The following is a 21,207-nucleotide window of genomic DNA, read 5'->3' on the forward strand; positions in this document are numbered from 1 at the left end:
ACCGACGTTACGTTTCGCCACGCCCGCGTCAGCGGACGAAGTAGATCGTCGCGAACAGGGCGATCCACACGATGTCGACGAAGTGCCAGTAGTAGGAGACGACGATGGCCGCGGTGGCCTGCGCGGGCGTGAACTTGCTCATCTTCGTGCGGGCCAGCAGGAAGACGAACGCGATCAGCCCGCCGATCACGTGCAGGCCGTGGAAGCCGGTCGTGATGTAGAAGACCGAGCCGTACACGCTGCTCGAGATCGAGGTCCCCTCGTGCACCAGGTGGTAGTACTCGTAGCCCTGCCCGGCGACGAAGAACGCGCCCATGGCCAGGGTGACGGCATACCAGCGCCGCAGCCCGAACACATCACCCCGCTCGGCGGCGAAGACGCCCATCTGGCAGGTGAAGGAGGATGCGACCAGGACCGCGGTGACCGGAACGGCGAGACCCAGGTTCAGCTCGGTGGGCTCCGGGGGCCAGTTCCCGTTCGCCTGCGCGCGCGCGACGAAATACATCGCGAACAGGCCGGCAAAGAACATCAGCTCGCTGGACAGCCAGATGATGGTACCGACGCTCACCATGTTGGGCCGGTTCAGCGAATGCACACGCTGGGTTATGGCCGATCCTTGGGTCCCTACTGCGGTCGTCACGGGGTAAGTATGACTCCCCGTAGTACGACAGAGGTAGCCGGGTGCGAAAGTCGCTCCCGCCGTGTCGGGAAGAACACTCGAGAAGGAGGCAGGAGATGGCGGACGGACCCTGGTGGCGGCGGCTGTTCGGCGCGGCGCGGGCGGTGGGGCTCGATCCGGCGCGCCCGGATCTGGTCGTCGTGGCGGCGAGTTTCGACGATGCCGAGGCGGCGTCCGCGGCGCTGGAACGGGGCGATCGGCTGGTTCCGGGCGACGAGGTCGTGCTCCGGCACCACCTCCGGGTGCCCGCCGAGCACGTCGAGCGGGTCTGCGAGCTGGCCGGGCAGGACGGGTACGTGCGGGCCGAGTCCGGCGACCCCGGGTTGCTGCTGCTCCAGCGCGTCCAGGTGCTGGACGCGCTGCACTGCTCCCAGGAGCGTTCCCGCATGGCCGGGCTCGCCCAGCGCCACGACGGCGTCGCCGAGGGCTGGGAGGCGCTGCAGCCGGGCTGAGCCGCGCCGGGTGGAATCCGGCGGCGCGGGCGCGCCGTTCCGCACTACTCTGCAACCCGACATCGAACGGAAGAACGGGTGGAGATGAGCGTGCGCAGCTGGCCCCAGGTACTCGGCGTACTCGCCGACGGCGGCGACCTGACGGCGGACGACACCACCTGGGTGATCGACGAGATCTTCTCGGACAACGCCACCTCGGCCCAGATCGCCGCCTTCGGCGTCGCCATGAAGATCAAGGGCCCCACCCCCGCCGAGCTGGGCGGCATGGCCGCGGGGATGCTGGGCCACGCCACGCTGGTGCGGGTGGAGGGCGACGCGGTCGACATCGTCGGCACCGGCGGTGACCGCTCCGGCTCGGTGAACATCTCCACCATGTCCTCGGTGGTGGTCGCGGCGGCCGGGGTTCCGGTGGTCAAGCACGGCAACCGGGCCGCCACCTCGAAGGCGGGCGGCGCCGACGTGCTGGAGGCGCTCGGCGTGCGGCTCGCGCTCGGCGCGGAGGCGGTGGCGCGCTGCGTGCGCGAGGTCGGGGTCGGCTTCTGCTTCGCGCCGCTCTTCCACGCCGGGCTGCGCTTCGCCGGCCCCGCGCGCAAGGAGATCGGCATCCCGACCGTCTTCAACGTGCTCGGCCCGCTCACCAATCCCGCGCAGCCGCGCGCGGGGCTGGTCGGCTGCGCCTTCCCCGACCTGCTCCCGGTGATCGCCGGGGTCTTCGCCGAGCGCGGGGCGAGCGCGCTGGTGGTGCGCGGCAACGACGGGCTGGACGAGATCACCACCTCGGACACCACCGCGGCCTGGGTGGTCTCCGGCGGGGTGCGGCGCGCGGCCGTGATCGACCCGGCGCGGGTCGGCATCCCGCTGGTGCACCTGGATGCGCTGCGCGGCGGCGATGCCGCGATGAACGCCGCCGTGGCGCGGGACGTCTTCGCCGGGGCGAAGGGCCCGGTGCGGGACGCCGTGCTGCTGAACTCGGCGGCCGCCATCGTCGCCTACGACCTGGCGGTCGGCGCGGAGAGCGCCGGCGAAGTCGCTGCCGCCCTTGCCGCAGGCGATCCGGCGCTCGGCGACGCGCTGCACACCGCGCTCGGCGCGGGAATCGAGCGCGCCGCCGCCGCTGTGGACGGCGGGAAGGCCGCCGAGCTGCTGGACCGCTGGGTCGCGCTCACCGCGGTACTGGCGGACTGAGCCCCCGCCGTACTTCCCGAGCCGGAACCCCGCTCCCACATCGGCGCTGCAGCGCGACCTCACTCGCCGAGCGAGAACCCCGCCTCCACGTCCGCGCTGGAGTACGACTTGAAGGCGATGTGCGTGGTGGTGCGCAGCACGCCGGGCACCTTGTCGATCCCGGCGGTGACGACCTCGGCGACCTGCTCGTGGTCGCGCACCCGCACGATGGCGATCAGGTCGACGTCGCCCGCGCAGGAGTACACCTCGGTGACGCCCGCGGTGTCCGCGACCGCCTGCGCGGTCTCCGGGATGCGGGCGTTGTCGGCGTGGATCAGCACGATCGCGGTAATCATGGTGCCAGCGTAGGCGGTCAGCCCGCCCGTTCCCGGTACTCCCGTTCCGGGTCCGGCGGGCGGGCCGCCGCCCGCGCCTTCTCCGCCCACGCCAGGTGCCCGGCGGCCCCGGCCAGCGGCTCGGCGTAGCCGATCTCGGTGCGCACGATGCGCACTCCCGGCCGCAGCAGCCATCGCGCCACCAGCGCCACCTCCTCCGGTGAGGCCCCCCGCAGCGGCGCGACACCGTCCCCGTCGCCCTCCTCGACCACCACGGTCTCGGCACCCGCGACGATGCTCTCCACGACCGGCATGGGCGGGGTGCCGCGCGGGGCGCACCCGGCCCCGGCCAGCCGCCCGTGGCGGATCACCGCGAACTCCCAGCCGCCCGCCCCGTCCGGCCCGGCGGCGATCAGCTCGGGGAGCCGGGCGAGCGCGGCCAGCCGCTGGGTGCGCGCCAGCGCCCGCACCACCTGCGCGGCCCGATCGCGCAGCCGCGCCGCGGCCTCGTAGTGCTCGCGCTCGGAGCGGCGCTCGATCTCGGCGAGCATGGCGCGCAGCGGCGCGTCGCCGCGCCCGGCGAAGAGCGCGCGCACGGCGTCCGGCCGCTCCGCGTACCCGGCCGCGTCCAGCCCATCGGCGGTGGCGGCCGGGCACCCCCCGACGACCGCGGCCGGGCAGCTGTGCCGCGCCCCCTTCGGCAACCGCCCCGCACAGGTGCGGATCCCGCAGAACTCGGCGAGGCTCGCGGCGACGTCCACCGCGTCCGCCCTGGAGCGGAACGGCCCGAGCGCCACCCGATCCGGCTCCCGCACCACGGTGAACCGCGGGAACGGCTCCGCGCTGAGCGCGATCCACCACCCCCGCTTCGGAAACTTGGAGCGCCGGTTGTACGGCGGTGCGTGCGCGACCAGCAGCCGCAGCTCGCGCACCCCCGCCTCCAGCCCGTGCGCGCACACCACGTGGTCGACCCGGGTGGCGAGCGCGACCATCTCCTTCATCCGCCCGCGCGTCTCCGACCCGGTGAAGTAGCCGCGCACCCGGCGGCGCAGGTTCACCGCGGTGCCGACGTAGAGGACCTCGTCGCCCGGGCCGCGGAACAGGTACACGCCGGGCGCGGACGGCAGCCCGGAGGCGAGCCCGCGCTTCGCGCGCTGCCCGGCGGAGACGTCGGGCAGGTAGTCGAGCAGCTCGGTGAGGCTGCGCACCCCCAGGTTGCCCACCCGGCCGATGAGCGCGTGCAGCACGTCGACGGTGGCGCGGGCGTCGTCGAGCGCCCGGTGCGTCGGCTGCACGCTCGCGCCCAGCACCCTGGCCAGCACGCCGAGCCGCACCGACGGCGCCTCGTCCCTGGCCAGCACCCGGCGCGCCAGCTTCACCGTGCAGACCACCTGCGGATTCGGCCACGGCGTCGCGCTGCGCTCGGCGGCGGCCTTCAGGAACGCGGTGTCGAAGCGGGCATTGTGCGCGACCAGCACCGCACCGGCGGCGAACTCCAGGAAGCCGGGCAGCACCGCCTCGATCCGCGGCGCCGCGCAGACCATGACGTCGGTGATGCCGGTGACGCGCACGATCGCGGGCGGGATGGCGCGCCCCGGATCGATCAGCGTGGCGAACTCGCCGATGACCACGCCGCCGCGCACCTTGACCGCGCCGATCTCGGTGATGGCGTCCGCCGCGGGGCTGCCCCCGGTGGTCTCCAGGTCGACGACGACGAAGGTGGTGTCGTAGAGCGGGGTGTCGAGCTCGTCGAACGCCAGTTGCGCGGACATGGCGGGCAGCGTAAACGGAGCCACCGACACGGGCGACATGCGTGTAATTACCCGGCCGGACGGTCCGAAATACGACGATGTGATCGGAGTCTCGAATATTCCGATCAGCTATCACGCTCGAACCAGATCCATACCGGACGTACGGTCTGCAAGACTCGGTTCCGAACCACGCACGCGAGCCGCGGTGGAGCAATAACGGTTCTCTCGACCTAAACCGCTCCCACGTGCGAAGACATCGTTCAGCGCCACGCTGATCCGAATTCTGACACGCCCGGATCGGATCCTCGGTCGATGTGGCGTTTCCCGGAGTTACCATTTCGTGATTGCTGTGAGATCGAACTCAGATATGCATAGCCCTCTCTCCGAAATGTCCGGATGCCGCGAACCCCGGGCTTTACAACACCCCGTGATCTATTCGTAACCTTCTCGAGACCTCACGGAGCCGTGAGGCAGAGAGGAAGACCGCATCATGGCGAAGACCGCCAAGCGCGCCCTGGCCGCAGGAGCCGTCGGAGCAGCCATCACCGGCGCGTTTCTCCTTCCCGCCGCACCCGCGTCGGCCCAGCCGATCACCATCCCCGGCGTCGGCACCTTCGACGTCCCGGACACCGTCCAGATCCCGCAGGGGCTGCCCGGCATCGAACTGCCCGGCGCCCCGCCGTTCGTCGCCCCGCAGAAGACCGCGGGCGAGCTGGCGCTGGACGCCGCGCTCTCCAAGGTCGGCTCGCCGTACGTGTACGGCGCCGCCGGGCCGAACGCCTTCGACTGCTCCGGCCTGGTCAAGTGGTCCTACGCCGAGGCGGGCGTCGAGCTGCCGCGCACCAGCGGCGCCCAGCTGTCGGCAGGCACCGCCGTATCGATGGACGAGCTGCAGCCCGGCGACATGATCTCGTTCTACGGCGGCGGCCACTCCGGCCTCTACGCCGGCGACGGCAACGTCGTGCACGCCGCCACCTCCGGCCAGCCGGTGAAGGTCGCCCCGATCTCCTCCATGCCGGTGAGCGGCGCGCGGCGCTTCTGAGCGACCGCCCGGGTTCCCGGCGCCGCGCCACGCGACCGCGCGGCGCCGGGACATCGGGGATCCGCACCCGGGTGGACACGGTCCGGGACCGTTCCGTAACCTGATCGAGACCTTCGCGGGTTCCCACTTCACCGACCGAACGGGGCGCGACAGATCGTGGCAGCACACCGAAGCCAGACTCGTGCGGTTGCGAGCACGTTCGCGGCCGCGCTGGTCGCGGTCACGCTCTACAGCAGCGGCCCGGCAGGCGCCGACCCGGTCGCGCTGCCCGCCACCCCCGGTGACGCCGTGCAGCAAATGATCGACCTCTCCCGGCAGTCCGAGCAGCTCAACCAGCAGGCGCTCGACGCCGAGTCCGATCTCGACGTCAAGCTCGGCGCGCAGCACGACGCCGACGTCAAGCACGACGCGGCGCAGGCCCAGCTGGACGCCGCCCGCGCCGAGGTGCGCCGGTACCAGCCGATGATCGACCGCACCGCCATCGCCGCCTACCAGGGCGCGCGCACCAACCGGCTGTTCGCGGTGCTGGTCAGCGACTCCCCGCAGCAGCTGCTCGACCAGATGTCCACGCTGGACGTGATGTCCGCGCAGACCCAGGAGCAGCTGGACAAGTTCCGGCACGTCACCGATATCGCCTCGGCCGCCGAGAGCGAGGCCCGTTCGGCCGCCGACTCCGCCCGCGCCGCCGCCGACAAGGCCGATACGGTCCGCGCCGACCTGCGGCACAAGCAGGACGACCTGAGCGGCGCCGTCTCCCGCGTGATCGAGGCGTGGGGCAAGCTCTCCGCCACCGACCGGGCCGGGCTCGCCGGTTCACCCTTCCCGCCCGGTTTCGACCGCGACACCCTGCTGCAGGGGCTGGTCCCCGGCAGCGGCACCAGCGCGCTGGCCGCCGGGCTCACCCGGGTCGGCGACCCGTACGTGTGGGGCGCCACCGGCCCGAGCCAGTTCGACTGCTCCGGCCTGGTGCAGTGGGCCTTCAAGCAGGTCGGCAAGAACGTGCCGCGGACCAGCTCCGCGCAGGCGAGCTACGGCACCCCGGTGAAGAAGGAAGACCTGCAACCCGGCGACGTCGTCTTCTTCTACCCGGAGATCTCGCACGTCGGGATCTACGCGGGCAACGGGCTCATGCTGCACGCCTCCACCTTCGGCGTCCCGGTCGCGGTCGCGCCGATGAGCAGCACCCCGTACCACTCCGCCCGGCGCTACTGACCCCGGTGCGGCGCCCGGCGCTCGTCGCGGCGGCCATCGTGCTGCTGCTCGGTGCCGGTGTCGCGCTGTTCACCCTGCGGTCGGGGCCGGGTGAACCGGGCGAGCCGGGGCTCTCCGCCGCCGCGGCGGCTCATCCCCGGCTCCCCGAGGTCCGCCGGACCATGGCGGCATACGGCCCGCTCACCGCCGAGACAGCGCGGACGGCGGGTGGTGAATCGCTGGTGGTCGGCCACCCGGACCGCGCCGCCGACGTCGCGGCGCTCGCCGCCGAACTCCCCGCCGCGGTCGACGCCGTCACCGCCGTGTGGGGCACCGGGTGGCCGCGCACCGCGCTGCTCGCCGTCGCGGACAGCCCCGCCGAGTTCGCCGGGCTGATCCGGGCCACCGGCCCGGTCTCGCCGGAGCTCGCCGCCGCCAGCGTCGCCGATCCCTTCCGGCTCGGCAGCACCCCGACCGGCCAGCGCGTCGTCTTCTCCCCCGACGCAGGCCGCAGGCTCGGCCCGGACGGCCTCGCCACGCTGCTGCGGCACGAACTCACCCACGTCGCGGCGCGCGCCGTCACCTCCGACGCCGCCCCGCAGTGGGTGCTGGAGGGCTTCGCCGACTACACCGCGCACCGCGCGCGCCCCGCCGACTTCACCGCCACCGCCCCCACCCTCACCGCCGCACTGCGCGCGGGCGCGGGCCCGGCCGACCTGCCCGCCGACGCCGACTTCCGCGGCCCGGACGCCGTGCAGGCGTACGAGCGGGCCTGGTCGGTGCAGGCCTACCTCGCCGACGCCTTCGGCGAGCAGGCCGTGCCCCGGCTGTACCGGCGGCTGGCCGCGGGCCCGCTGGACACGGCGGGCGAGGACGCCGCGCTGCGCGCCGAACTCGGCGTCGGCCGGGCCGAGCTGGTGGCGGGCTGGCTGGGCTGGATCGCCGAGCGGAGCGGCGCCGCCGCGGCCCGGTAGGTTTGTCCGCATGGCTCGAACCCTGCTGGTCACCAATGATTTCCCGCCCCGGCCGGGCGGCATCCAGTCCTACCTGCAGGCGCTCGCCGAACAGCTCCCCCCGGACGACCTCGTCGTCTACGCCCCGCGCTGGCGCGGCGACAGCCACGAGCGGTTCGACGCCGCGCAGAAGTACCGCGTGGTGCGGCACCCGACCACGCTCATGCTGCCGACCCCCGCCGTGCTGCGCCGGGCCCGCGGGCTGCTGCGCGAACACGGCTGCGACACCGTCTGGTTCGGCGCCGCCGCCCCGCTCGCGCTGCTCGCGCCGCCGCTCCGGCGGGCGGGCGCGGAGCGCATCCTGGCCAGCACGCACGGCCACGAGGTCGGCTGGTCCATGCTGCCCGCCGCCAGGCAGTCGCTGCGGGTGATCGGCGAGCACACCGACGTCGTCACCTACGTCAGCAAGTACACCCGCGGCCGGTTCGCCGCCGCCTTCGGTCCGGACGCCGCGCTGGAGTACCTGCCGCCCGGCGTCGACCCGGAGGTCTTCGAGCCCGACCCGGCGGCCCGCGCCGAGCTGCGCGCCAGGTACGGCCTCGGCGACCGCCCCACCATCCTGTGCCTCTCCCGGCTGGTCCCGCGCAAGGGGCAGGACGCGCTGATCGCGGCGCTGCGCCCGGTGCGCGCGCAGATCGACGGCGCGGTGCTGGTGATCGCGGGCAGCGGGCCGGACGAGCAGCGGCTGCGCAGGCTCGCCGAGAGTTCGGGGGTGGCCGAGCACGTGGTCTTCACCGGGCGGGTGCCATCCGGCGAGCTGGCCGCGCACCACACCATCGGTGACGTCTTCGCCATGCCGTGCCGCACCCGCGGCGCCGGGCTGGACGTCGAGGGGCTCGGCATCGTCTTCCTGGAGGCGTCGGCGAGCGGCGTCCCGGTGGTGGCGGGCCGCTCCGGCGGCGCCCCGGAGACGGTGCGCGAGGGCGAGACCGGGTACGTGGTCGACGGCCGCTCGGTGCCGCACCTGGCCGGGGCTCTCGTCGACGTGCTCGGCGACCGGGACCGCGCGGCCGCCATGGGCGCCGCCGGGCGCGCGTGGGTGCAGCGGGACTGGCGCTGGGACAGCCACGGCGCCCGGCTGCGGCAGCTGCTGCGCTGATCGCCCCGGGGGTCGGCTGCGTCACATCGGTCCATTACAGTCACCCGGGTGAGCAGCATCGTGGTCGCCGACCAGACCTTCGTCGCCGCGCCGGGGGCGGCCGTCGCGGAGGTGCTCGGCGCGCCGAACCACTGGCGCCGCTGGTGGCCGGAGCTCGAGCTCGAGGTCCGCGAGGACCGCGGTGACAAGGGCATGCGCTGGATCGTGCGCGGTGCGGTGACCGGCTCCATGGAGGTGTGGCTGGAGCCCTCGCTGGACGGGGTGATCCTGCACTACTTCCTGCACGCCGACCCCGCGGGCGAGCCGCCCGCCCCGCGCCGCCTGGCCGCGCTGGCCAGGGAGCGCCGGGTCGCGGGCAAGGAGATGTCGTTCGAGATCAAGTCCCGGCTGGAGGCGGACCGCCCGGCCGGCGTCACGCCAGGGCCGGACCTGCTCGTCTCGTGAGCCGGCTGCCGACCACCGCACCCGTCGAAAGGAACCGCCGCCAGCCATGGCCGACCGGACCCAGAGATCGATCGTCGTCGAGGCCCCCGCGGAGCAGGTGATGGCCGTCATCGCCGATCTCGGCCGGTACCCGGAGTGGGTCGCGGCGGCGAAATCCGTCGATGTGCTCGAGGTCGGCCCCGACGGCCGCGCGGGCACCGCCCGCTTCGTGCTGGACGCGGGCGTCGTCAAGGACACCTACGTGCTGCGCTACGACTGGCGCGCCGACGGCCGCGCGGTGAGCTGGACGCTGCTCGAGGGCGAGCTGCAGAAGGCGCAGGACGGCAGCTACGAGCTCACCGACCAGCCCGGCGGCGGCACCAGGGTGGTCTACGAGCTCACCGTCGACCTGAACATCCCGATGATCGGCATGTTCAAACGCAAGGCCGAGAAGGTCATCACCGACACCGCGCTGAAGGAACTGAAGAAGCGGGTCGAAGGCTGACCGGTCAGCGGACCCGCCTGGAACTGTTCGTCGGCAAGGGCGGCGTCGGCAAGACGACGCTGGCCGCGGCCACCGCGGCGGCCTGCGCGCGGGCCGGGCAGCGGGTGCTGATCGCCTCGCTGGACCAGGCGCACTCGCTCGGCGACGCCTTCGGCTTCCGGTTCCCGCACGACGCGGGGACGATCGCCGGGATCGCGACCGTCGCACCGAATCTGGAGGTCGTCGAGCTGGATTCGCTGGCGCTGCTGGAAGATCGCTTCGCCGACGTGGTCCGGCTGCTCGCCGCCGACGCCAGGCACCGGCACGACGGCATCGACCCGGCCGCGCTGGATCCGGCCGAGCTCACCGGGCTGCCCGGGGTGCAGGAGCTGCTCGTCCTGGTCGAGGTGGCGCAGTACGTGACCGAGGAGCGGTACGACCTGGTCGTCCTCGACTGCCCGCCCACCGCCGACATGCTGCGCATCCTCACTGCCCCGGACACCCTGCTCGGCTACCTGAGCCGGATCTGGCCCGAGCACGACCGCGCGCTCAGCAGGGGCGGCACCGACCTGCGCCGCGCGGTGCTCGCGGGCACCGTGGACCGGATCGTCGCCGCCGTCACCGAGGTTCGCGACCTGCTCGCCGACCCGGCCCGCACCGGCGCGCGGCTGGTGACGCTGGCCGAGCGGCTCTCCACCGCGGAGTCGGCGCGGGTCCGCTCCGCGGCCGCGCTGCTCGGGCTGCGCCTGGACGCGGTGCTGGTCAACAAGGTCCTCCCCCCGGTGCCGCCGGTGCCAGACCTCGCCGCCGCGCACCCGGCGGTGCGCTGGTACCTGGGGCTGCGCGCTGAACAGCTCGCCGTCCTGGACGAACTGCGCGCCGCGATGCCCGAGGTTCCGGTGCTGGTCACCGAGCACCGCGGCGCCGAACCGGTCGGCGCCGACGCGCTGGCCGCGCTCTCGGTTCCGCTGTCGCCGCCTCCTATGCTTGACGGAAATCCCGCCGAGGGAAACGGACCGGTGGTTCGCTGGGAATCGGGTACCGGCCTGGAGTCGGTGTACACGCTGCGGATGCGGCTTCCGGTCGTCGATCCGGCGACGCTGCGCCTTGGACGAGTGGAGGACGAGTTGATCGTGGGAGCGGACGGGGTCCGGCGGCGGGTGCCGCTGGCGCCGGTATTGCGGCGATGCACGGTCGACGGCGCCGAGCTCGGCGACGACGCGCTGGTGGTGCGCTTCCGCCCGGACCCGCAGGAGTGGCCGCGATGACCGAACGGCCGCCCGAGGACGAGCTCGCCGAATTCGCCGCCGAGCTCAAGCTGCTCGCCGAGGCGGTGCTGGAGCGGGTGGAGCCGGTGCTGCGGCGCACCGCAACCACCGGCCGCACCGACTGGGAGAGCTGCAGCTGGTGCCCGGTCTGCGCGGCCGCCGCGCTGCTCCGCGGCGAGCGGCACGACGTGCTCGCCGCCATCGCCGACCACGGCACCGCCATCGTCACGGTGCTGCGCGAGGCGCTCGCAGGCGTCCCGGTCGATCCGGTCCGGTTCGACCCGGAAACGGGTGAGCCGCACGAGCATGCGCCCGCACACCCCGGCCACGCCGCGGCACGGGGAGACTCGAGCTCGTCCGGCGCGGCACAGCCGGATGCCGACGCGGGCCACGGCGACGCGACCGGCCGAGGCGCCGCCCGCTCCACCGCGCACGAATCCGGCCGGGCCGCTTCCCGCGCGAGCGACCCGCGCACCGGCACGGCCGAACGCACCGACGCCGGAGACCAGGGCAAACGCCGTTTCCGGCGCGACGGCAGCGGCTACGTCGACATCCCCGTCACCGTCCGGCGATGACCGGCCGGATTCGGGGCGGCGCCCCCCTCACCGTCGGCATCGATGTCGGCGGCACCAATATCCGCGCCTCCGTCGTCGACGCCGACGGCGAGGTGCTCGACACCGTCACCGCCCCGACCCCGCACTCCGCGAAGGCACTCGACGCCGCGCTCGCCCGCACCGTGCGCGAGCTGCGCCAGCGCCACGACATCGCCGCCGTCGGGCTCGCCGTCGCCGGCTTCGTGGACGCCGCCCGCGCCCGCGTCCGCTTCGCCCCGCACCTGCCGTGGGAGGACGCCCCGGTCGCGCGCATCCTCACCGCGAAGCTCGACCTCCCGGTGGTGCTCGAGCACGACGCCAACGCCGCCGCCTGGGCCGAGTACCGCTTCGGCGCGGCGGCGGGCGGGCACAACGCGGTGCTGATCGCGATCGGCACCGGCATCGGCGCCGCGCTGCTGGTCGACGGCGAGCTGTACCGCGGAACGCACGGCATCGCACCGGAGCTCGGCCACCTGCAGGTGGTGCCGGACGGCCGCCCCTGCCCGTGCGGCAAACGCGGCTGCTGGGAGCGGTACTGCAGCGGAACGGCGCTCGCCGACACCGCCATCGAGATGCTCGCCACCGACCCGGTCACCTCGACCGTGCTGGCGCGCGACGTCATCCGCGACCCGGGTTCGCTCACCGGTCGCCGGGTGGCCGACGCGGCTCAGGACGGCGACCCGCTCGCGGTCCGGGTGCTGGCCGACTTCGCCCGCTGGCTCGGCCTCGGCCTCGCCTTCGTGAGCGATATCTTCGACCCCGACCTGGTGGTGATCGCGGGTGGCGTCAGCACCTCGTCCAGGCTCTTCCTGGACGAGGCCAGGGAGCACTACGCCCGCTCGGTCACCGGGGCCGGGCACCGCCCGCTCGCCCGCATCCGCACCACCCAGCTCGGCGAGGCGGCGGGCATGATCGGCGCCGCCGAGCTGGCCCGCGCCGCGCTCGTCACGGCCGAGGGGTGACGGCGGTGTTGCTGTGTGGTGAAACGCACCGTTCGGATTGGATGTGACGTAAACCCGGCGGTAGAGTCGGAAATAGAGTCGTCGTGTCGGTCCCGCTCGTCATCACCCGGTCCGGGGGAAGGATGCCATGTTCTACTGGCTGCTGAAATTCGTGCTGCTGGGACCATTCCTCCGCTTTTACAACCGGCCCGAGGTCGAGGGCGTCGAGCACATCCCGGCCGACGGCCCCTGCATCATGGCGGGCAACCACCTCTCCATCGCGGATTGGATCTTCGCCCCGCTGTCCAGCCCCCGCCGGATCAACTACCTGGCCAAGGCGGAGTACTTCACCACCCCCGGGGTCAAGGGCAGGCTGAAGAAGATGTTCTTCAGCGGCACCGGCCAATACCCGATCGACCGCAGCGGCGCCGACGCCGCCGAGGACGCGCTGAACGCCGCCCGCGCGCTGCTCGACCAGGGCAAGCTCGTCGGGCTCTACCCGGAGGGCACCCGCTCCCCCGACGGCAGGCTCTACAAGGGCAAGACCGGCCTGGCCCGGCTCGCGCTCGAGACCGGCGTCCCGGTGATCCCGGTCGCGGTGATCGGTACCGACAAGATCAGCCCGCAGGGCGGTTTCCGCTGGCGGCGGCACCGGGTGACGGTCAAGTTCGGTGCCCCGATCGACTTCTCGCGCTACGAGGGGATGTCGGGCAACCGCTTCGTCGAGCGCGCGGTCACCGACGAGGTCATGTACGAGCTCATGCGGCTCAGCGGCCAGGAGTACGTCGACGTCTACGCCGCGAGCCTGAAGCGGGGCGTGCCGAGCGGCTCCCGTCCCAACCCGGCCGCCGACGCCGCGCGCATCCCGGACACCGCCGCGGGCTGAAGAGCGCGGCGGCGCCGGCCGTAAGCGCTTCGTAAGGCGTTCTCGAGCCCGGGCAAGCAGACTGTCCGTCATGTTCAAGAAGTTGCTTGCGGCCGTCGGAGTCGGCGGCGCCGAGGTCGAGACCGAGCTGTTCACCCCGGGCGTGCAGCCCGGCGGCGTCATCGAGGGCGTCGTCCGGGTGCGCGGTGGCCAGGTGCCGCAGCGCATCGACCGGATCGCGGTCGAGCTGGTCACCCGGGTCGAGCACGAGTACGAGGACGGGGAGACGCACCGCGACACCGGCTTCGGCGCGCACGACGTCTTCCACGGCTTCGAGCTGGCCCCCGGCGCCTTCCACGAGTTCCGGTTCGGCGCGCGGGCGCACCTGGAGACCCCGATCACCTTCTTCGACGGTCAGCCGCTGCCCGGCACCGTTGTCGCGCTGCGCACCGTGCTCGCCGTGAGCGGCGCGGTGGACGCCACCGACAGCGACCCGATCGGCGTCGGCGCGCTGCCCGCCCAGCACATCCTGCTCGACGCCGTGCGGCGCTGGGGTTTCCCGCTGCGCAGCGCCGACGTCGAGCACGGCCGGCTACACAACACCCCGCAGCAGCTCCCGTTCTTTCAGGAGATCGAGTTCGGCCCGTCGCACCAATTCCCCCGGCTGAACCAGCTGGAGGTCAGCTTCGTGCCCGCCGAGCACGGCATGAGCGTCGTGTTCGAGGCGGACAAGCGCGGCGGGCTCTTCACCGAGGGCCGCGACGCCTACGACAACCTCTGGGTCGAGTACGCGAACCTGCCGCACGTCGACTGGACGGGCGAGGTCGGGCACCGGATCGAGCGGCTCGCGGGCCACTAGCTCCCGCCGCTGGCGCGAAAAGTCAACCAGCACCGGCAGACCCGGGTCGCCACCGGTCCCGCACGGATCCCAGGCATGTGACATCATGTCGCGCGGATAACGAACAGGGAATGCGGTATGGATTTCGGCTGGTTGCAGATCGCCGTCGTCGCGGCGGCGGTCGCGGCTCGATTGCTGGCCGGTGGCCGGCTGCACGACGTAACGGTGACGACGTACGGGGTACCGCTGGTGCTCCTGCTCGGCCCGCTGGCGCTCGCGGGCCAGCACGCCCCGGTGCTCGCGCACCCGGTGCTCATCGCCGCCGACGCCTGCGTCCTGGCGGCCGCCCTGCTCTTCCCCGACTTCGGCGAGTCGGGGCGCTATCACATCCCGCTGCTCATGCTGCTCCGCGGCGAGCCCGCGCTCGCCGCGGGCAACCGGATCGCCCCCGCCTTCCTCGCCGTCGGCGCCCTCGCCCTCACCGCCTACCTCATCCTGCTCGCCGCGCTCTGGATCGTGATCGCCCTCAGCTGACGCAAGCGGGGGCCATTCGGTTCGCATTCGAGCACCCGGATTCTGTTGTGATTCAGGCCACCTTGCATTCGAACCAACAGCTGGCAGACCCTGCACGGACCAGCCGGATCGATCGGGGCAGGGGACTACGACATGTCGTCGACGACGACCGCCCACCGAGATTTTCGGCTGTTCACCTCCGGGCAGGTGAGCACGGCGTTCGGTTTGGCGCTCACCGCGGTGGTGGTGCCGATCCTCGCGGTCGAGGGGTTCGGGGCAAGCGCGTGGCAGATCGGCCTGCTCCAGGCAGCGACCGCGGCTCCAGTTGTCGTCCTCGGTTTCCTCGTCGGGGTGTGGTCGGATCGGCAGCGACGCAAGCGGAGCCGGCTCATCGTGCTCGACCTGCTGTCGGTCGCGGTGCTGGTCACGCTCGCACTCGGCGTCGCGTTCGGTGTCGCCGGCTTCTACTGGCTGCTCCCGGTGATGGTGTTCTTCGGGATCAGTTCGCTGGCGATCGAAGCGCTGTACTTCTCGCACCTGAACACCGTCATCGGCGAGCGCACGATCATGAGCGCGCGCTCCCGGCTGATCGGCGGGGAACGGCTCGGCTCGGCGACCGGCCGCGGGGTCGCCGGTGTGCTGGTCTGGATCGGCGGGTACGCGCTCCCGCTCGTCCTCGACGCCGTGTGCTATCTCGTCAACGCCGCTTGCCTGGCGCTCATCCGCAGCCCCGACGAAGCGGGGGCGGCACCGCCGTCGAGAAGCTTGCGGCGGGAGGCCGCGGACGGCTTCCGCGCTCTGTCCGAGGTCAGGATCCTGCGGGGATTCGCCACCGCGGGACTTCTGATCTCGCTGGCCGAAGCGATGCTGATGGCGCTGCTGCCGATTCTGCTGCTGCGGACCCTCGGGCTGCCGGAGGCGCTCTACGGGGCCGTCTTCGTCGCCGCCAGTCTCGCCGCCGCGGCAGGCGCCCTGGTGTGCGCGCCGCTGGCGGCCCGGTTCGGTGATCCCGCGGTCTGCCGGATCGGGCTGGCCGGGATCGCGGCCGGATCGGCCGTCGTCGCGACGGGTGCGACCGTGGGCGGGCCGGTGCTCGGCTCCGGCATCGTGGCGGGCGGCTCGGCGCTGCTCGGCTTCTCCGGCTCGATCTGGAACGTCGGGCTGACCACCGCGGTGACCGCACGCGCCGATGCCGCGCTGCTCGGCCGCGTGACGCTGAACGTGCGCACGCTGACCGCGCTGGCGGCGATGTCCGGTGCGGTGCTCGGCGGCGCGGCGGGCAGCCTGATCGGCATCGGGGGCGCCGCGTGGATCGCGGTCGCCGTCGGCGCGATCGGGGCCGGGCTGATGGCCGGATTCGTCGGCGAGGGGCGTCCGGAGGGCGAGCCCGGCCGGAGCGCAGCGGAATCGGGCGTTCCGGTCGGCGGGAAAGCATCGCGGAGCAGGCGGTAGGGGGCGCGCGAGCGGGCGCGCTGTGGTTGACTTCCGTGCCATGAGCACGTCGCACTTCGCCGCCGCCACCGAAGAATATCTGCCCCGCGATACCGCCGATGTGGTTCGCACCGTGCGGGATTCGCGAGGTCGCGCGGCCCGGCTGGAGGTGCACGGCGGGGAGCCGGTCGAGGACGGGCTGGATCTGCCGGATCAGCGCGCCGTCGTCTCCATGCGGCGGATGAACCAGGTGCTCGACATCAACCTGGGCAGGCGGACGGTGCGGGTGCAGGCGGGGGCGAAGCTCTCCGACATCGACCGCAGGCTCGGTGCGCACGGCCTCGGGTTGCCGATCGTCGGCGACCACCGCGACATCACCGCGGGCGGCTTCGCCTCGGTGGGCGGGGTGAGCACCGCCTCGCACCGGCACGGCCTGTTCATCGACCAGATCACCGACCTGGAGTACGTGGACCCGGACGGCCGGATCGGCACCTGCGGCCGCGGCCACCACACCGAGCGGTTCCGCCGGATCCTCGGCGGCGGCGGCCGGGCGGGCATCATCACCGCGCTCACCCTCGACGTGGTCGAGGTGGACAAGGACCACACCTGGCTCACCACCGACGCCGACCGCTTCCTCGACTTCGACTCCTTCGTCGAGCACGCGCACGCGGAGATCAGCAGCCCGGGCGAGTCGGTGCTGCAGGTGGGGCGCTGGGTCGACACCGCGCGGCTCAAGGTCTCCCGCCCGGTCGGCACCGGGCACGTGCAGCTCGGCACGGTGCGCTTCGGCCAGTGGTCAAGCCTGCACCACACCACCCCGACCCGCTCGCTGCGCGCGCGGCGCGACCTCGGCACCCGCACCCGCAAGTCGCTCGGCGCGATCGCCTCGGCCGCGAGCGGCAAGGCGGGCGCCCCGGTGCGCAACGCCGCCGCCGGCGCGCTCATGTTCGCGCCGAAGGTGCTCACGCTGCGCGACGCCGAGTACCTGGCGGACACCGTGATCAGCTCAGCGGAGCGCGGCCCCGCCTACCGGGTCGGCGTCTTCGCCCCGCTGGCCAACTACGCCTCGGTCTTCTACCGGCTGCACGACCTCTTCGCCGGGCTGCGCGAGGAGACCGGCTGCTTCACCGTCATCTCCGCCATGACGTACGGGGTCCGCTCGGACTATCTGCGGGCCGAAACGGCGCGCAGGGACCTCCCGGGTACCGACCACGGCCTGATCGCCTTCACGGCCCGGCTGCGGCCGTCGGCGCTCCCCTCCGAGCAGCTGCGCGCCCTCGTCGCCGAGATCGACGAGATCTGCCGCTCGGAGAACGCGCTGCGGTACGAGTCCACCCAGTAGCCCCCGGACAGACGAGAGCGCCCCACCGGTACTCCGGTGGGGCGCTCGTCGTTCGGTGGATCAGTGCTTCTCGGGGCCGACGTGGTACTCGAAGACCAGCCCGGCCGCGGCGACCAGGATCAGCACGACGCCGGTCCCGATCAGCCAGAACTGGAAGAAGGCCAGCCCGAGGGCGGTCACCGCGCCCGCGCCGGCGAGCAGGATCGGCCACGGGCTGTTCGGCGAGAAGAAGCCGAGGTCGCCCGCGCCGTCCACGATCTCGGCGTCGTCGTAGTCCTCGGGCCGCAGGTCGAGCCTGCGGGCCACGAAGCGGAAGTAGGTGCCGATGATCAGGGAGAGGCCCGCGGTCAGCACCATGGCGGTGAGGCCCGCCCACTCGATCCCGGTGCGGGACTGGGCTGTGAAGAAGCCGTAGACGGCGCCGACGATGATGAAGAACACCGTGAGCAGCTCGAAGATGCGCGCTTCGATCCTCATGTCAGATCAACCCTCACTTGCTCTCGGCCGCGACCGCGGTCTTCGTCGTGCGCTCGGTGTCGAACGGCCGGGTGGAGGTGGCCACCGGCGACTCGCCGATGGACTCCAGCGCCTCGGCGTTGGTCCGGCCCTGCTGCCGCGCCTCGAGGTACCGGGTGAACTTCTCCGGCGAGACGGCGCGCACCTCGAAGTTCATCATCGAGTGGAAGGTGCCGCACATCTCCGCGCAGCGGCCGACGAAGGCGCCCTCCTTCTCGATCTCGGTGATCTGGAAGACGTTGTCGGAGTGGTTCTCCTTGGGGTTCGGCATGACGTCCCGCTTGAACAGGAACTCCGGCACCCAGAAGGCGTGGATGACGTCGGCGGCGACGAGCTGGAACTCGATCACCTTGCCGGTCGGCAGCACGAGCACCGGAACCTCGGTGCTGGAGCCGACCGTCTCGACCTTGTCGTAGTGCAGGTAGGACAGGATGTCGTTGGCGGGCTTGCCGTGCATCGGGCCGGGCTGCGGGTGGCCGTGCTCCTCGTCGACCCGCTCCTTGTACGCCTCGAGCTGCTCCTGCGCCTGGCCCTCGCGCACGGTGTCGATGCCGTCGTAGCGGAAGCCGTCCTTGAAGTCGACGTTCCGGTAGCCGAACTTCCAGTTCCACTGGAAGGCGGTGACGTCGACCGTGACGTCCGGGTCGGGCACCTTCTCGTGCACGTAGTTCTGCACCACGACGGTGAAGTAGAAGAGCACCGCGATGATGACGAACGGGATCGCCGTGTAGGTGAGCTCGAGCGGCACGTTGTAGCCGGTCTGCCTGGGGAACTCCGGGGAGTCCGGCCGCTTCCGGTGGAACACGACGGTCCAGAAGGTCAGGCCCCAGACCAGCACGCCCATCGCCAGCGCGGCGATGACCGACCAGGTCCACAGCTCGCGCATCCGCTCGGCCTGCGGGGTGATACCCGAGGGCCAGCCGAAGCGCAGCCAAACATTGTCGATCGAGCAGCCGGAGACGAGCAGGGCGGTCATCCCGAGGGACACCACCAGCCCGGCCCGGCGAAGGACGCGGCTCCGCCGACCCCCGACGGGTCGTGCCCCGATCTCTTCGCTCGCCTTGTGCGCCACGCTCACGCCTTCCTGGTCGCCACACATCCCGACTGATTCAGGGCACCTGAAAATGTCCTGAGTACTACGCAGCGTAGACCAAACCGGCGCCCCGGTCGCCGCCGGGTCGGCTTCGACACGCACGACCGGGAGGTTCCCGCGGTGGCACTCCGCGCGCCGCGCCGCCGGGGCGGGTGCGGCATACTCGGGCAGAACATTTCGACTTCCCCGGGGAGCAGCCCCGGCCGACCGAATCGAGGGTGCCGACACCGTGTGTGGACTGCTCGGCTTTCTGACTTCCGACGTGGCGGCACCGGACACCGTGGAGCGGGTGTACGACGCCCTGCACTGCGTCCGCCATCGCGGGCCCGACGAGCGCGGCACCTGGCACGACGACCACGTCATCTTCGGCTTCAACCGGCTGTCGATCATCGACATCGAGCACTCGCACCAGCCGCTGCGCTGGGGTCCGGCCGAGAACCGCGAGCGCTACGCGCTGACCTTCAACGGCGAGATCTACAACTACCTCGAGCTGCGTGCGGAGCTGGCCGCCGCGCACGGCGCGGAGTTCGGCGCCGAGCCGATCTTCCGCACCGAGGGCGACAGCGAGGCCATCGCCGCGGCCTTCCACTACTGGGGCCCGGAGGCGGTGCGCAGGCTGCGCGGCATGTTCGCCTTCGCGATCTGGGACACCGAGACCGGCGAGCTCTTCCTTGCCCGCGACCCGTTCGGCATCAAGCCGCTCTTCCTGGCCACCGGCCCCGGCGGCACCGCGTTCGGCAGCGAGAAGAAGAGCCTGCTGGAGTTGCTGCCCGCGCTCGGCCTGACCGACAAGCTCGACCCGCGCGCGCTGGAGCACTACACCGTGCTGCAGTACGTGCCGGAGCCGGAGACGCTGCACGCCGACATCCGGCGGCTGGAGTCCGGCAGCTACGCCACCGTCCGCCCCGGCGCGGCGCCGGAGGTCACCCGCTACTTCGAACCGCGCTTCCCGGTGCGGCCGTTCACCGGCGACCCGCAGGACCGCTACCGTGAGATCGCGGCGGCGCTGGAGGACTCGGTCGCCAAGCACATGCGCGCCGACGTGACCGTCGGGTCGTTCCTCTCCGGCGGCATCGACTCCACCGCGATCGCGGCGCTCGCCATGCGGCACAACCCCGGGCTGATCACCTTCACCACCGGGTTCGAGCGCGAGGGGTACTCCGAGGTCGACGTGGCCGCGGAGAGCGCGGCGGCGATCGGCGCGCGGCACATCGTCAAGGTGGTCTCGCCCGCCGAGTTCGCCGCGGCCATCCCGGAGATCGTCTGGTACCTGGACGACCCGGTGGCCGACCCGGCGCTGGTGCCGCTGTACTTCGTCGCCAAGGAGGCGCGCAAGCACGTCAAGGTGGTGCTCTCCGGCGAGGGCGCGGACGAGCTCTTCGGCGGGTACACGATCTACCGCGAGCCGCTCTCGCTGAAGCCGTTCGAGCGGCTGCCGCGCGGGCTGCGCAGGCTGGCCGGGCGGCTCTCCGAGCGGATCCCCGACGGCACCCGCGGCAAGAGCCTGCTGCACCGCGGCTCGCTCACCCTGGAGGAGCGGTACTACGGCAACGCGCGCAGCTTCAGCGACGCGCAGCTGCGCTCGGTGCTGCGCGAGTTCCGGCCGGAGTGGACGCACCGCGACGTCACCGCCCCGATCTACGACCGCTCCCGCGGCTGGGACCCGGTCACCCGCATGCAGCACCTCGACCTCTTCACCTGGCTGCGCGGCGACATCCTGGTCAAGGCCGACAAGATGACCATGGCGAACTCGCTCGAGCTGCGCGTTCCCTTCCTCGACACCGAGGTGCTGAAGGCGGCCGAGGGGCTGCCCTACGAGCAGAAGATCAGCCCCGACACCACCAAGTACGCGCTGCGCCAGGCGCTGGAGGGGATCGTCCCGCCGCACGTGCTGCACCGCGCCAAGCTCGGCTTCCCGGTCCCGCTGCGGCACTGGCTGCGCGGCACCGAGCTGCACGACTGGGCGCGCGCCCAGATCGCCGACTCGCAGACCGACCACCTGCTGGACAAGGCCGCCGTCTCGCGGATGCTCGCCGAGCACCGCGAGGGTCGCTCGGACCACAGCCGCAGGCTGTGGACGGTGCTCGTCTTCATGGTGTGGCACGGGGTCTTCGTCGAGCAGCGGATCAAGCCCGAGATCCAGGAGCCGACCTACCCGGTCTCGCTCTGATTTC

General features: G+C 72.5%; 22 protein-coding genes. 17 read left to right on the plus strand and 5 right to left on the minus strand.

What is annotated here, in order from left to right; translation table 11 throughout:
- Positions 1 to 28: 28 nt before the first annotated feature.
- Positions 29 to 640 carry a heme-copper oxidase subunit III gene (locus ACFUJ1_RS25440; RefSeq protein ID WP_233016725.1) on the minus strand — a complete coding sequence of 204 codons (612 nt, stop codon included), beginning with the start codon at positions 638 to 640 and terminating at the stop codon, positions 29 to 31.
- A gap of 95 nt (positions 641 to 735) precedes the next feature.
- Here ACFUJ1_RS25440 and ACFUJ1_RS25445 point away from each other — a divergent pair, with 95 nt between their 5' ends.
- Both ACFUJ1_RS25445 and trpD read left to right on the plus strand, forming a co-directional pair.
- Positions 736 to 1,131 carry a hypothetical protein gene (locus tag ACFUJ1_RS25445; protein ID WP_378649477.1) on the plus strand — a complete coding sequence of 132 codons (396 nt, stop codon included), beginning with the start codon at positions 736 to 738 and terminating at the stop codon, positions 1,129 to 1,131.
- An 84-nt stretch (positions 1,132 to 1,215) separates the two neighbouring features.
- A complete protein-coding gene (trpD, locus tag ACFUJ1_RS25450; protein WP_378649479.1) occupies positions 1,216 to 2,316 on the plus strand; it encodes an anthranilate phosphoribosyltransferase in 1,101 nt (366 codons plus the stop codon).
- A 59-nt stretch (positions 2,317 to 2,375) separates the two neighbouring features.
- On the opposite strand, the gene ACFUJ1_RS25455 is transcribed toward trpD, so the two are convergent.
- Positions 2,376 to 2,651 (minus strand): Lrp/AsnC family transcriptional regulator, encoded by a 276-nt coding sequence (locus tag ACFUJ1_RS25455; RefSeq protein WP_067655137.1) that lies wholly within the window; start codon positions 2,649 to 2,651, stop codon positions 2,376 to 2,378.
- Between the two features lie 17 nt (positions 2,652 to 2,668).
- Positions 2,669 to 4,402 (minus strand): DEDD exonuclease domain-containing protein, encoded by a 1,734-nt coding sequence (locus ACFUJ1_RS25460; protein WP_378649481.1) that lies wholly within the window; start codon positions 4,400 to 4,402, stop codon positions 2,669 to 2,671.
- Between the two features lie 469 nt (positions 4,403 to 4,871).
- Here ACFUJ1_RS25460 and ACFUJ1_RS25465 point away from each other — a divergent pair, with 469 nt between their 5' ends.
- The 14 genes from ACFUJ1_RS25465 to ACFUJ1_RS25530 all read left to right on the plus strand — a co-directional run bounded on the left by ACFUJ1_RS25465 (position 4,872) and on the right by ACFUJ1_RS25530 (position 17,424).
- The gene (locus ACFUJ1_RS25465; RefSeq protein WP_378649483.1) at positions 4,872 to 5,423 is read left to right on the plus strand and encodes a C40 family peptidase; all 552 of its coding nucleotides are present in this window, start codon (positions 4,872 to 4,874) and stop codon (positions 5,421 to 5,423) included.
- A gap of 156 nt (positions 5,424 to 5,579) precedes the next feature.
- A complete protein-coding gene (locus tag ACFUJ1_RS25470; RefSeq protein ID WP_378649485.1) occupies positions 5,580 to 6,635 on the plus strand; it encodes an NlpC/P60 family protein in 1,056 nt (351 codons plus the stop codon).
- Positions 6,636 to 6,640: 5 nt separating this feature from the next.
- Positions 6,641 to 7,588 carry a hypothetical protein gene (locus ACFUJ1_RS25475; protein WP_378649486.1) on the plus strand — a complete coding sequence of 316 codons (948 nt, stop codon included), beginning with the start codon at positions 6,641 to 6,643 and terminating at the stop codon, positions 7,586 to 7,588.
- Between the two features lie 10 nt (positions 7,589 to 7,598).
- A complete protein-coding gene (locus tag ACFUJ1_RS25480) occupies positions 7,599 to 8,726 on the plus strand; it encodes a glycosyltransferase family 4 protein (RefSeq protein WP_378649487.1) in 1,128 nt (375 codons plus the stop codon).
- Positions 8,727 to 8,774: 48 nt separating this feature from the next.
- The gene (locus tag ACFUJ1_RS25485; RefSeq protein ID WP_378649488.1) at positions 8,775 to 9,170 is read left to right on the plus strand and encodes a polyketide cyclase / dehydrase and lipid transport; all 396 of its coding nucleotides are present in this window, start codon (positions 8,775 to 8,777) and stop codon (positions 9,168 to 9,170) included.
- A gap of 46 nt (positions 9,171 to 9,216) precedes the next feature.
- Positions 9,217 to 9,654, plus strand: coding sequence for an SRPBCC family protein (locus ACFUJ1_RS25490; protein WP_378649489.1), 438 nt, complete (start codon positions 9,217 to 9,219; stop codon positions 9,652 to 9,654).
- 23 nt (positions 9,655 to 9,677) lie between these two features.
- A complete protein-coding gene (locus tag ACFUJ1_RS25495; RefSeq protein WP_378649591.1) occupies positions 9,678 to 10,901 on the plus strand; it encodes an ArsA family ATPase in 1,224 nt (407 codons plus the stop codon).
- Complete coding sequence (locus ACFUJ1_RS25500) at positions 10,898 to 11,476, plus strand: hypothetical protein (RefSeq protein WP_378649490.1); 579 nt, start codon at positions 10,898 to 10,900, stop codon at positions 11,474 to 11,476. Before ACFUJ1_RS25495 ends, ACFUJ1_RS25500 begins: the two co-directional genes overlap by 4 nt.
- Positions 11,473 to 12,456, plus strand: coding sequence for an ROK family glucokinase (locus ACFUJ1_RS25505; protein WP_378649491.1), 984 nt, complete (start codon positions 11,473 to 11,475; stop codon positions 12,454 to 12,456). Before ACFUJ1_RS25500 ends, ACFUJ1_RS25505 begins: the two co-directional genes overlap by 4 nt.
- Before the next feature lie 127 nt (positions 12,457 to 12,583).
- Positions 12,584 to 13,321 carry a lysophospholipid acyltransferase family protein gene (locus ACFUJ1_RS25510; protein ID WP_378649492.1) on the plus strand — a complete coding sequence of 246 codons (738 nt, stop codon included), beginning with the start codon at positions 12,584 to 12,586 and terminating at the stop codon, positions 13,319 to 13,321.
- A gap of 70 nt (positions 13,322 to 13,391) precedes the next feature.
- The gene (locus tag ACFUJ1_RS25515; RefSeq protein ID WP_378649493.1) at positions 13,392 to 14,159 is read left to right on the plus strand and encodes a sporulation protein; all 768 of its coding nucleotides are present in this window, start codon (positions 13,392 to 13,394) and stop codon (positions 14,157 to 14,159) included.
- Between the two features lie 117 nt (positions 14,160 to 14,276).
- On the plus strand, positions 14,277 to 14,672 hold the full coding sequence (locus tag ACFUJ1_RS25520) for a hypothetical protein (RefSeq protein ID WP_378649494.1): 396 nt from the start codon (positions 14,277 to 14,279) through the stop codon (positions 14,670 to 14,672).
- A gap of 132 nt (positions 14,673 to 14,804) precedes the next feature.
- A complete protein-coding gene (locus ACFUJ1_RS25525) occupies positions 14,805 to 16,103 on the plus strand; it encodes an MFS transporter (RefSeq protein ID WP_378649495.1) in 1,299 nt (432 codons plus the stop codon).
- A 40-nt stretch (positions 16,104 to 16,143) separates the two neighbouring features.
- Positions 16,144 to 17,424 (plus strand): FAD-binding oxidoreductase, encoded by a 1,281-nt coding sequence (locus ACFUJ1_RS25530; protein ID WP_378616435.1) that lies wholly within the window; start codon positions 16,144 to 16,146, stop codon positions 17,422 to 17,424.
- A gap of 60 nt (positions 17,425 to 17,484) precedes the next feature.
- On the opposite strand, the gene ACFUJ1_RS25535 is transcribed toward ACFUJ1_RS25530, so the two are convergent.
- Both ACFUJ1_RS25535 and ACFUJ1_RS25540 read right to left on the minus strand, forming a co-directional pair.
- Positions 17,485 to 17,901: a cytochrome c oxidase subunit 4 gene (locus ACFUJ1_RS25535; RefSeq protein ID WP_378649496.1), complete on the minus strand. Its 417-nt coding sequence runs from the start codon at positions 17,899 to 17,901 to the stop codon at positions 17,485 to 17,487.
- A 13-nt stretch (positions 17,902 to 17,914) separates the two neighbouring features.
- Complete coding sequence (locus ACFUJ1_RS25540) at positions 17,915 to 18,916, minus strand: cytochrome c oxidase subunit II (protein WP_378649497.1); 1,002 nt, start codon at positions 18,914 to 18,916, stop codon at positions 17,915 to 17,917.
- A 346-nt stretch (positions 18,917 to 19,262) separates the two neighbouring features.
- Between ACFUJ1_RS25540 and asnB the strand changes: the two genes are divergently transcribed.
- A complete protein-coding gene (gene asnB, locus ACFUJ1_RS25545) occupies positions 19,263 to 21,203 on the plus strand; it encodes an asparagine synthase (glutamine-hydrolyzing) (protein WP_378649498.1) in 1,941 nt (646 codons plus the stop codon).
- Positions 21,204 to 21,207: the final 4 nt, after the last annotated feature.

The organism is Nocardia sp. NPDC057227 (assembly GCF_042669725.1).
In the GTDB taxonomy this organism is placed as follows: domain Bacteria; phylum Actinomycetota; class Actinomycetes; order Mycobacteriales; family Mycobacteriaceae; genus Nocardia; species Nocardia asteroides_A.